Below are 4,337 nucleotides of genomic sequence, written 5' to 3'. Positions count from 1 at the left end.
GAGCGTGCCCTGCGCCCGGCCGCGGGCGCCGTCCGGGGCGAAGGCGGAGACGGCGGCCATCGCCCCGAGCTGCGTCGCGCCGAAGGTCAGGCCGTGCAGCGCCTGGAGCCCGACCAGGGCGGCCAGGCTGTCGCCGAGCGCATACATCCCGAGCGCGCGCACGAGGGCCGCGCCGCCCCCCAACGCGAGATAGCGGAACGGCGTTCGCCAGCGTGCGGGCAGGCGCGCGACGCAGGCGAACAGCACGATCTCGGCGACGACCCCGACGCCCCAGAGCGCGCCGACGGTGGCCGTCGAGAAGCCGTGCGCGGTCCAGTGGATGCTGCCGAAGGCGTAGATCGCCGCATGGCTCGCCTGGATCGCGGCGGCGGCGGCGATGCAGAGCTTCAGGCGCGGCGGCAGGCGCGGGCGCATTCCCTCCGCGTGTTCCGGGGCAGGCGTGGCGACCGACCGGCTCGTGAACGCCACGGCGCTGGCGATCAGCGCGAGCCCGGTGAGCAGCAGCGGCACCGCGAGGGTCTCGCCCATCGCCGTCAGCAGCGCGCCCCCGGCGAGGTTGGCCAGCAGGAACGCCACCGAGCCGGACATGCGGATCCGCGCGTAATCGAGCTGAGGCCGGCGGCGGATCGCGGCGAGGGTGAGATAGTCGATGCTCGGCACGAGCGGCGCGCCGGCGACCGCATTGAGGACGACGAGGAGCGCCAGCGCCGCCCAGCCGATCCCGGCGCCGGCTGGCATCAGCGCGTAGGTCCCTGCTAGCGCGAGGCTTCCCGCCAGCAGCAGCGCCCGCGCACCGACGCCCCGGTCGATCAGGCTCATCAACGGCGCCGTGGCGACGATGCGCGTCGCGATCGGCAGCGCGAGCAGCAGCCCGATCACCGACGCGTCGAGGCCGAGCGCGGCGAGCCAGACCGGCATGAACGGCATCGCGATGCCGATCTCGACGAACACCACCGCATAGAGGAGCGACAGGCGGAAACGGCTGGGCTCGAGGGGCGGTGACGCGGCCAAGGGTCTCGATCGATCGGCGTGGACGGGGCGGAGGCGGCGTCCGTAAGCCGCCGTTAAATCGATCCTGTCAAATTGTGCGCTCGCCAGTGTCGTTCCGGAGCCATGTCGAGCCCCACCGCACGCGGCCATCGCCCGCAAGGACGCGTACCATGTCCGGTTCCCACTCGCTGACGGCCTTCGAGCCGACCGAGTACGAGGCCATCGAGGCGACCATGAGCGGCAGCGCCCGCGGGCGCTGGTTCCTCGCCGAGTTCGCCAGCCGCAACCGCAGCGCCGACACCAACGTGCTGCTCGATGCGATCGCGCGGCTCGAATCCGCGGTCACGGACGGGCGCGGCCCGGACGCGGTCAGCCATTTCCGCGGCGACATCATGGAGATGGCGAACGCGATCGGCCGGACCAAGGCCGAGATCGCGGCGATCACCGATCCCGGCCACGACCAGACCCGGCTCAGCATCGCGTCGGAAGCCCTGGACGCGATCGTCCAGGCGACCGAGCGGGCGACCACCGACATCCTGGCCGCCGCCGAGCAGGTGCAGGAGAGCGCGTGGTCGCTGCGCGAGAACGGCATCGACGCGGCGGCCTGCGACGCCCTCGACCGCTACGCGACGCAGATCTACACCGCCTGCTCGTTCCAGGACCTCACGGCGCAGCGCACCGGCCGGATCGTCCACACGCTGCGCTACCTCGAGGAGCGCCTGAACGCGATGATGGCGATCTGGGGAGACGCCGGCGACCCGGTCCCGCCGGGGCCGGGCGACGCGACCTACCGCCCCTCGATGGAATCGCGGCCGGCCGATCTCGACCAGAGCGACGTCGACCGCTACCTCGGCACGGACGCGCCGGCGACGATCGCCGCCGCGCATGCGGCGCTCCGCGCGATCGAGCCGGGGGCGGTGCCGCTCCACGACGACATCGTGTTCCTGCCCTCGGCCCCCGAGCCCGAAGAGCTTATGGCTCCTGAAGAGCCGGCGATGCTCGAAGCCCTCGGGGAGCCCGAGCCGTTCCAAGAGCCCGATGCCGACGTCGCGCTCGACTGGGCCGAGGATTTCGAGGCGCAGATCGCCTCGGAGGAGGTTGCAGCCGAGCCTGAGCAGGACCCGGAGCCGGAGCCGGAAACGGACCACGAGCCGGAGGCGGAGCTGGCGCCCGAGCCTGAAGCGGATCCCTCCGAAGACGCTTTACCCGAGCCGGACGCCGTGTCGCCTCCGGCCACTGAGCGCGCGATGAGTTTCGCCGAGATCGACGCCCTCAGCGTCGAGGAGAAGCTGGCCCTGTTCTGCTGAGGCAGGCTTCGCGAGGACGGCACTTGGTCCTGCGATAGGAAATCGCGCACGACACGCGGCGCGGCCGTTGCGCGCTCCGGCGCGATCGCGCCATCTGTCGGCTGCGAGTCGGAGCAGCGGGGCCGGAGCGTTGGCGAGATACCAGGTCAAGACGTTGCCGCCGCCGTACCTGAGGCGGGTCTGGATTCCCGACGACGCGACCCACGACCGCGACGCCTATCCGTTCTGCCTTCCGCTGTTCCGGGAGGGCGGGTTCGAGCTGGCGTTCGACCGCCCGGTCACCATCATCGCCGGGGAGAACGGGGTCGGCAAATCCACGCTGCTGGAAGGCATCGCGGTGCTCGCCGGCTTCGACGAGAGCGGGGGCGGCCCGGGCTACCGGGCCGTCGACAACGCCCGCGCCGCCGAGACCGGCGGCGGAAGCCTGGCGCGGTCGCTCAAGGCGAGTTGGCTGCCGAAGGTCGGCGGCGGCTGGTTCTTCCGGGCGGAGAGCTTCTTCTCCGTGGCCCGCTACCTCGACGAGGTCGGCAGCCCGTCGGCGGACTTGCTGTCCCATTCGCACGGCGAGGGCTTCATCCGGTTCTTCGAGGAGCGCTGCGCGAGACCCGGCCTCTTCATCTTCGACGAGCCCGAATCCGCCCTCTCGCCGACCCGGCAGTTCGACTTCCTCAAGCTCCTGAAGCGGATGGAGGCGGGCGGGCCCAGGTGGTGATCGTGACGCATTCGCCGATCATCATGGCCCATCCGGGGGCGGGGCTGCTGAGGATGACCCGACACGGGCTCGAGCCGGTGGCGCTGCAGGAGACCGAGCACTTCAGGATCATGCGGCAGTTCGTGAACGATCCGGGCGGCATGGTCGAGGCCATGACCGAGGGGTGACCCGGCCGCGCTCCCGCGGACCGGGACGAAGGGCCGCGCACCCGCTGCGACGATCCGGCGTTACACGCTCTCGCGCATCGCCCCGCGCCTGCGAGAGACCGACGAGACCGTGGCCCTTCACCTGCTCAAGCTCTGCGTCGGCCCGGCCTCGATCGAGGAGCTCGCGGCGCGCCAGGCGCGGTTCCGCGACGAGGCGCTGCGGCTCGGCCTCGACCCGGCGCCGGTCCACACCACGCGGATGGTGCCCAAGCGCCGGAGCGAGATCGCCGGGCGCGGCTCGATCTACTGGGTGATCAAGGGCACGCTGAGCTGCCGGCAGGCGGTCGCAGCGATCGAGCCCTCCACCGGCGACGACGGCATCGGCCGCTGTCGCCTAGTGCTCGATCCGGCGATCGTCGCGGTCGCGCCGCGCCCCTGCCGCCCGTTCCAGGGCTGGCGCTACCTGACCCAGGGCGACGCGCCGGCCGACCTCGGCGAGGGCGCGGCCGGCGACCTCGCGGCGATGCCGGAAGCCCTCCGTCGCGAACTCGTCGGCCTCGGCCTGCTCTGATCCGACGGCCTGGCAAGATCGATCTTGCCCAAGAAGAAGGGGGCGCCCCCGATGGAGGCGCCCCCTTCTCGTCGTCCGATCCCGAGCGGAGCCGTCAGGCCCCCTCGAACCGCCCGCTCGCGTGGGCGAGCATCGTGTAGACCTTGCCCGTCTCGGAGGTGAGGTAGGCGTCGGCGCGGGCCGCGTCCTTGTCGTTGCGGGCCACGTCGCCGAGCAGGCGCTCGAACTCGCTGACGTAGCGATCGACGGTGCGGCGGAACTCCGCGTCGGCCCGGTAGCGGCGCTGCATCTCCAGGAAGGTCTGCTTGCCCTGCGGCGTGTAGATCTCGATGTCGAACAGGTTCGGCTCGCCGCGGCGGTAGCGCTCCCACAGGTCCACCGCGGTGCGGTGGTCGATCATCCGCGCGATGTCGGCCGAGATCGTCTCCAGGGCGATGCGGCCGGTCTCGACCGCGGCCTTCGACGCCGCCGGGGCGGGGCTCTCGGTGACGCCCGCCTCGTCCTCGTCGTCGAGGGAGGCGCGCGTCAGCAGGTCGGACAGCCAGCCGCGCTTGTCGCCCGACGCCTGGCCGGATGCGGGCCGGACGGGGGTGGCGGGGCGGGTGGCTGCG

At 72.3% G+C, this 4,337-nt stretch carries 4 protein-coding genes and 1 pseudogene; 3 read left to right on the top strand and 2 right to left on the bottom strand.

Features of this window, described 5'->3' with window-relative positions; genetic code table 11:
- Window positions 1–1,011 (bottom strand): MFS transporter (locus FV229_RS25540; protein WP_246688344.1); only part of this gene is annotated, 1,011 nt, incomplete at its 3' end.
- Between the two features lie 149 nt (window positions 1,012–1,160).
- Here FV229_RS25540 and FV229_RS25535 point away from each other — a divergent pair.
- The 3 genes and pseudogenes from FV229_RS25535 to FV229_RS25525 all read left to right on the top strand — a co-directional run bounded on the left by FV229_RS25535 (window position 1,161) and on the right by FV229_RS25525 (window position 3,726).
- Entirely contained in the window at window positions 1,161–2,297 is a 1,137-nt protein-coding gene (locus FV229_RS25535) for a hypothetical protein (protein ID WP_147754611.1), read from the top strand.
- A 130-nt stretch (window positions 2,298–2,427) separates the two neighbouring features.
- Window positions 2,428–3,176: pseudogene (locus FV229_RS25530) on the top strand (AAA family ATPase).
- Between the two features lie 109 nt (window positions 3,177–3,285).
- Window positions 3,286–3,726: a DUF1489 domain-containing protein gene (locus FV229_RS25525; RefSeq protein ID WP_147754610.1), complete on the top strand. Its 441-nt coding sequence runs from the start codon at window positions 3,286–3,288 to the stop codon at window positions 3,724–3,726.
- A 94-nt stretch (window positions 3,727–3,820) separates the two neighbouring features.
- Here FV229_RS25525 and FV229_RS25520 read toward each other — a convergent pair.
- The coding region (locus FV229_RS25520; RefSeq protein ID WP_147754609.1) for a hypothetical protein at window positions 3,821–4,337 on the bottom strand (517 nt) is incomplete at its 5' end.

The organism is Methylobacterium sp. WL120 (genome assembly GCF_008039465.1).
Taxonomy (GTDB): domain Bacteria; phylum Pseudomonadota; class Alphaproteobacteria; order Rhizobiales; family Beijerinckiaceae; genus Methylobacterium; species Methylobacterium cerastii.
This window is presented reverse-complemented; position numbering and strand designations above follow the sequence as displayed.